5 protein-coding genes are annotated in these 6,416 nt (G+C 62.5%); 1 reads left to right on the top strand and 4 read right to left on the bottom strand.

What is annotated here, in order from left to right; translation table 11 throughout:
* Window positions 1-391: 391 nt before the first annotated feature.
* On the bottom strand, window positions 392-1,417 hold the full coding sequence (adhP, locus tag C41B8_RS18970; protein ID WP_037341905.1) for an alcohol dehydrogenase AdhP: 1,026 nt from the start codon (window positions 1,415-1,417) through the stop codon (window positions 392-394).
* A 253-nt stretch (window positions 1,418-1,670) separates the two neighbouring features.
* Window positions 1,671-3,191, bottom strand: a complete 1,521-nt coding sequence (locus C41B8_RS18965; protein ID WP_037341902.1) for an aldehyde dehydrogenase family protein — start codon at window positions 3,189-3,191, stop codon at window positions 1,671-1,673.
* A 155-nt stretch (window positions 3,192-3,346) separates the two neighbouring features.
* On the opposite strand from C41B8_RS18965, the gene C41B8_RS18960 reads away from it, so the two are divergent.
* The gene (locus C41B8_RS18960) at window positions 3,347-4,303 is read left to right on the top strand and encodes an AraC family transcriptional regulator (RefSeq protein WP_051883790.1); all 957 of its coding nucleotides are present in this window, start codon (window positions 3,347-3,349) and stop codon (window positions 4,301-4,303) included.
* A 665-nt stretch (window positions 4,304-4,968) separates the two neighbouring features.
* Here the strand turns inward: C41B8_RS18960 and C41B8_RS18955 are convergent.
* Both C41B8_RS18955 and C41B8_RS18950 read right to left on the bottom strand, forming a co-directional pair.
* Complete coding sequence (locus tag C41B8_RS18955) at window positions 4,969-5,301, bottom strand: hypothetical protein (protein ID WP_037341900.1); 333 nt, start codon at window positions 5,299-5,301, stop codon at window positions 4,969-4,971.
* A 343-nt stretch (window positions 5,302-5,644) separates the two neighbouring features.
* Window positions 5,645-6,214 (bottom strand): DNA-3-methyladenine glycosylase I, encoded by a 570-nt coding sequence (locus tag C41B8_RS18950; RefSeq protein WP_037341908.1) that lies wholly within the window; start codon window positions 6,212-6,214, stop codon window positions 5,645-5,647.
* Between the last annotated feature and the right edge of the window lie 202 nt (window positions 6,215-6,416).

The following is a 6,416-nucleotide window of genomic DNA, read 5'->3' as shown; positions in this document are numbered from 1 at the left end:
CGAGATCCCCAGCCATTCTTTTATCCGCCAAACCAGTTGTTGGCGGGACTGGACACCTAGGACATATCGGTGATTCATCCGTTCTTTGCCCTCGAAACAGATCCCGCGGAGCCATTCGAGTTGCGAGCTGTCCCGATCGACCTGAACGCCCCCGTCGCCATTCCAGGAGCGCTAAGCGCGGGATGCGCAACCACCCGGCGACGCGCTCTGGCGAACCTCGCGCACCGACGGCCCCGAGACGTGCCGCCCGCATACGGCATGAGGAATACGATTGATCGCTGTGTTCTTGCGGGGCCGCGCCGCCCCAACACGAAGTAACAGGCGTTCGCAACGGCGAGGCGAGGGCCCGGCTCGGGCCGCCGATCGTCGGCGGCCCGAACACCAATGACGACTACTGCATGTCGAGGACGATACGTCCTTCGATGTCGCCCGCGCGCATGCGATCGAGAATGGCGTTGATGTTCTCGATCCTGTCGCTGCTCACCGTGGCCCGCACAATGCCGTCGCCCGCCAGATCCAGCGCTTCCTGAAGATCCAGCCGGGTGCCGACGATCGAGCCGCGCACCGTGATGCCGTTGAGCACCATGTCGAAAATCGACAGATCGAATTTCCCGGGCGGCAAGCCATTCAACGCGACGGTGCCGCCGCGACGCACCACTTCGAGCGCTTGACTGAACGCGATTTCCGATACAGCGGTGACCAGCGCGCCATGGGCGCCGCCGATCGCCTCCTTGATGACCGTCCCCGGATCCTGTTTCTTCGCGTTGACGGTCAACTCGGCGCCCAGGCGCTCGGCCAGCTGCAGTTTGTCGTCCGCTACATCAATAGCCACGACCCGCATGCCCATCGCCCGGGCATACTGAACCGCCAGATGCCCGAGCCCGCCAATGCCCGAGATCGAAACCCACTGGCCGGGCCGGACCTCGCTCATCTTCAAGCCTTTGTAGACCGTGACGCCGGCACACAGGATCGGGGCAATCTCCAGAAAATCGCTCTTGTCCGGGAGATGCCCGACATAATCGGCATCGGCCAGAACATAATCGGCGTAGCCGCCGTCCACGCTGTAACCGGCGTTTTCTTGGGATTCGCATAGCGTCTCCCAGCCGCCGAGACAATGCTCGCAGTAGCCGCAGGCGCTATAGAGCCACGGCACGCCAATGCGATCGCCTTCCTTGAGATGCTTGACGCCCTTGCCCACGGCATCAACGAAGCCCACGCCCTCGTGGCCGGGGATGAACGGCGGCTCGGGCTTGACCGGCCAGTCGCCTTCCACCGCGTGCAAATCGGTATGACAGACCCCGGACGCCTGAACCCGCATCAATACCTGACCCGGGCCAACTTCCGGCACCGGCACTTCACGAATGTCCAGCGGTTCCTTGAAGGCGGGGACAACGGCTGCTTTCATCATTCTCATGATTCACTCCTCTCGTTTTTTATCTGACACGCTGTGAGCGCGTCCCTGGCCGGAACACGCGCGGCCAAGGTCCTGGGGTTTCTCGTGCGGACACCGCGCCCGCTCTTATCCGACGAGGCGCGACGGCTTGGATGGCAAGCCGTCGCTGTCGCTCGGTTGTGTCGAGCCGCCATACCCGTTCGCCAACCCTTGGCGGCCGCGTCTCCCCGTTTTCGGACCATCACGGGCGCGGGCTCGCACGAAGCCTCAACACGCCCTAGAACAAGCCGGCCGGCTCGTCCGAATACGACACCAGCTGACACTTGGTCTGCTGGTAGTGCTCGAGCGCTTGCTTGTGCGTCTCGCGGCCGATACCCGAGCGCTTGTAACCGCCGAATGCGGCATGCGCCGGATACTGGTGATAGCAGTTCACCCAGACCCGGCCCGCCTGAATGCGGCGGGTGACGCGATGGGCCCGATTGATATCGCCGGTCCACACGCCGGCACCGAGGCCGAACTCGGTGTGGTTGGCGATCGAGATGGCCTCGGCTTCGTCGGCAAAGGTGGCGATGGCCTGGGTCGGGCCGAAGATCTCTTCCTGAAAAATCCGCATGCTGTTCTGGCCCTTGAACATGGTCGGCTGGATATAGAACCCGCCGGCGAGCTCGCCTGCCATCTCGGCCTTGCCGCCGCCCAGCAAAAGCTCGGCGCCTTCATCGCGGCCGATATCCATGTACGACATAATCTTGTCGAACTGTTCGCGCGAGACCTGGGCGCCGATTTCGGTATCGGTATCCAGCGGATTGCCCTGGCGCAGGTTGCGGGCACGTTCGATCGCGCGCTCCATCAGCGGCTCGTAGATATCCTCCTGAATCAAGGCGCGCGACGGACAGGTACAGACCTCACCCTGATTGAGGAAGGTCATCATCAGCCCCTCGACGCACTTGTCGATGAAGGCATCACCGCGCTGGAATACATCCGAGAAATAGACATTCGGCGACTTGCCGCCCAGTTCCAGCGTCACCGGTACGATGCGCTTGGCGGCGTTGCCCATGATCTGGCTGCCGACCGGCGTGGAGCCGGTGAAGGCCAGCTTGGCAATGCCGGGGTGCTCGGCCAGCGCCGCACCGGCTTCGGCGCCCAGGCCATGCACCACATTGAGCACGCCCGGCGGCAGGATGTCACCGATGAGTTCGAGCAGTTTGCAGATCGAGGCCGGCGTCTGCTCGGCCGGCTTGAGCACGCTGCAGTTGCCCGCGGCCAGCGCCGGCGCGATCTTCCAGCCGGCCATCAACAGCGGGAAGTTCCAGGGGATGATCTGGCCGACCACGCCGAACGGCTCGTGGGTGTGATAGGCGACGGTCTGTTCGTCGATCTCGGAGATCGAGCCTTCCTGGGCCCGGATGCAGCCGGCGAAATACCGAAAATGATCGACCAGCAGCGGCATATCGGCCGCCAGCGTTTCGCGCACCGGCTTGCCGTTGTCCCAGGTCTCGGCGACCGCGAGCGACTCCAGATTCTCTTCGATCCGGTCGGCGATCCGCAGCAGCAGCCGCGAGCGTTCGGTGGCCGGCGTGGCCGCCCAGGACGGCGCGGCCCGGCTGGCTGCCTCGACCGCCGCGTCGATATCCGCTGCGTCGGAGCGCGGCACCTCGCAGAAGGCCTCGCCGGTCACCGGCGTGACGTTGGTCAGATAACGGCCGCCGGCCGGGGCCCGCCACTCGCCATCGATGAAATTGTCGTAGCGTTCGTTGAAGCGGACCAGGGCATCGTTCTGGCCGGGATTAGCATAAAGCATAATGGCACTCGCTCGGCTTTTCGTGATTTCTCGAAAAAGGATCGCAACTTGCGGCGTGATTTCACGCTAGCGCGATCGCGGGGTGCCGACTTGTCGGACAATCGCAAACGCTTGCCCCCCAGTCTCAATTGCCGGGTCACGACGAGATGATATCGATGCTCTCGAATACTTCGCTGCAAAGTCGCGATAATCCGATCAAACTTATCGAAAATCGGGTGGCGATTGCGGGTGAGAACTCGCAGCTGTCGATTTATGACACTTATTATCCGGCGACGCGGGTCGCGTTATCGTCGAACCATCTGCTGTATTGCGGCATGATCACGGGACGCAAGATCATGCACGGCGCCACCGAAAAGCCCTGCGAATTCCGGCCCCACGAATCTTTTGTCATGGCGCCGGGGGAGCGCGTGTATATCGATTTTCCCGAGGCCCGCCTGGATTCGCCCACCACATGCATGACGGTCGAGATCGAGCGCACGCAGGTCGCCCGGGTCTGCGACCTGCTTAACCATCGCCAACCACGTGACAACGAACTCCCGAGCTGGGATTACGTACCCCGCGCCCTGCACATGCCTCACGGCATCCATACCCAGGCGCTGCTCGAACGGCTGATATCTCTGTATTGCGACGATCATCCCGATCGTGACGCCATGATCGATCTGGCCCTCGACGAACTGATCATGCGCATGCTGCGAACGCAGACACGCGAGCTGCTGCTGGAAGAGATCGAGACCGATAGCCGGCCCAAACACGGTCTGGCCGCTGCCCTGCAGTGGTTGCGCGACAATCTCGCACAACCACTCGATTGCACCGAACTCGCCCGTTCCGCCTGTATGAGCAAGGCTCAGCTTTATCGACAGTTCAAGCGCGAGATCGGTTGTACGCCCGGCGAATATCAACAGCGGCTACGCATCGATCGAGCCCGGGACCTGCTCGCCCGCACCTCGGCGTCGATCACCGAAATCTGCCTCGACCTTGGTTACCGAAGCCCCAGCCATTTTTCCCGTTGCTTCAAGGCCGCGACTGGGGAAACACCCAGCGGTTATCGCGCCCGCTTAGCCCGCGATGCTCCGGCCGACGGCGCGCTCGCCGCCGGTTCACGCGCGCTGTAAATCGCTTGGGGCGACATGCATCCATCGTATGACGTGGCTGACGGCCCCACAGCCGGCTGAGTGCCCGGCGTCGTCCGGCCCGATTGTACGGCTAGCGATCACCGGCGGTGGCGGCGCCGACGACGGAACCGTCCCGGCGGTCGTGCCCCCTGTCCGGATCCGGCTGCTGGAAACGCCGCAGATCTGTCACGCGTGCCGCGTACGACCAGCCGATGGCCCTCCGAACAGCCGGCGGACGACAACGTAATACGCAAAAAAAGCTTATCGCGGATTCGCGGGGCCATGATTCCGGCGAGTCCCGGGGTTCAGGCATGGGTAGATACGACTCAGCCATACACTGGGTCAGCACCGCCGAACTCGGACTCGAACAGTCTAACCTGCGGGTCTTCCCCGGCTTTGGTGTCGCGCTGCAGCGCGAGTCACTTCTCTTGCTTGCTCGCGGATGTAACCAAGAGAAGAGCACCCGACGCGGCGCCGGCTTCGCCGGTTCACGTCGAGGCGTAGCCTATTCCACAAACCGTGGCATCGCGGCCCAGCTAACCATCCAGCTGTGGCCATGATCCGGTTTTGCATCGGCCCCGCTAATACTCGAAGATCCAAAAAAAAGCCCGGCCTGATGGCCGGGCTTTCCAGGCGATGAATCGCCCGTGCAGATGTCGAGTCGTTTATCGACGTTCGGCCGAGTCGGACATCGCGACTTCGTGGTGCACCGCGTTGTCGCCAGCCCGAAGCTGGTCGGCATTACGGCGCGTCGCATGCGGGACGACGTGGTCCTGGTAGTTGCCGGCTTCCACCTGGCTGTTCTGCTCGGCAACGCGAGCATAGTGCTTGTTGGTCTGCGCGTGATGGATGCTCGCCGTATGCCGTGTGGTGCTCGGCAGGACGTGGGTCTGATAGTTGCCGGCAGCAACGTGGGCCTGAGCGTTGGCGCCCGCCAGCCCCATCAGGGCCGCGCCGGTGGTAAGAGCAATGCTGCGAAAGAGATTCCGATGCGTCATGATTTTGACCTCGCTATCGACTAATACTTTTGTCGTACGCCGGCTAGTTTGCCGTCAAAACTCGGCATTGCAAGACCAGAGTTACGACTAAAGTTTAATGCCTCCGATAGGCAAAGGTTATGGTGCGCAAACTAACGATAGCGCGGCTCACGTAATAGCTTGACTATACAGCTACTTGCCGACGCAACACGCCTGGGGACCGGCCGGCGGCGCCGACCGAAATACGGCCACCAATGGAGTTCACGCCGTTTGAAAAGCCCGCGCTCTGATCTCCGCAGCGGACTTGTTTGCGCTATTTGCGTGCCGGCAGCCGAGCACGCATCCGCCGAAATCGTGCAACACGTCAGACGCGATCGCGACAGAAACACTCAAGGGCATGGTCGTTGACCATGCCGACCGCCTGCATCCATGCATACACGATCGTCGGGCCGACGTACTTGAAGCCGCGTCGCTTGAGCGCGCGCGCCAGGGCGCGCGATTGCTCGCTCTCGGTCGGCACGTGATGCCCGTCGCCCTGTTGCACCCGGTGGTCGACGAACGACCAGACAAAATCGGCGAAGTCTTCGCCCGCCGCCTGCATATCGAGGTAGGCGCGGGCATTGCCGACAACGGCCTCGATCTTGGCACGCGAACGCACGATGCCGGGATCGGCCAGCAGCCGGTCGACGTCGGCGGCATCGAATCGCGCCACACGCGCCGGATCGAAATCGACGAACGCTCGGCGGAACGCCTCCCGTTTCTTCAGGATCGTCAGCCACGACAACCCGGCCTGAAACCCGTCGAGCATGAGTTTTTCCCACAGCGCCCGTGCATCGGTCTCGGGCACACCCCATTCCGTATCGTGATAGGCCGCCAGAAGCGGATCGCTCTGCGCCCATTTACAGCGCATCGGCTCGGTATGGGACGAGGTCATGGCATTCATTCTTTGGAATCTTACGGGCGGGGCACTAGGGTGTGTTGAGGTTTCGTGCGAGTCCGCGCCAAGCGCTGTTTTGCGGCAAGACGAGGCGTAGCGAGCGTGGCGTAGTGGTTCTACGCGAGAGAGTTATAACGGAGCTATATGCAAGTCTGGTGTATGGAGACTTGATCAAGCGGCGCTCCGGCGGTCCTGGGAA

It is taken from the genome of Salinisphaera hydrothermalis C41B8 (assembly GCF_000732535.1).
GTDB lineage: Bacteria > Pseudomonadota > Gammaproteobacteria > Nevskiales > Salinisphaeraceae > Salinisphaera > Salinisphaera hydrothermalis.
The sequence above is the reverse complement of the archived record's forward strand: the minus strand, read 5'-3'. Positions and strand labels throughout refer to the sequence as shown.

Coding starts and splice junctions, on each gene's coding strand:
- C41B8_RS18950 (WP_037341908.1), bottom strand. CDS start 6,214: ATGACCTCGTCCCATACCGAGCCGATGCGCTGTAAATGGGCGCAGAGC.
- C41B8_RS18965 (WP_037341902.1), bottom strand. CDS start 3,191: ATGCTTTATGCTAATCCCGGCCAGAACGATGCCCTGGTCCGCTTCAAC.
- C41B8_RS18960 (WP_051883790.1), top strand. CDS start 3,347: ATGCTCTCGAATACTTCGCTGCAAAGTCGCGATAATCCGATCAAACTT.
- C41B8_RS18955 (WP_037341900.1), bottom strand. CDS start 5,301: ATGACGCATCGGAATCTCTTTCGCAGCATTGCTCTTACCACCGGCGCG.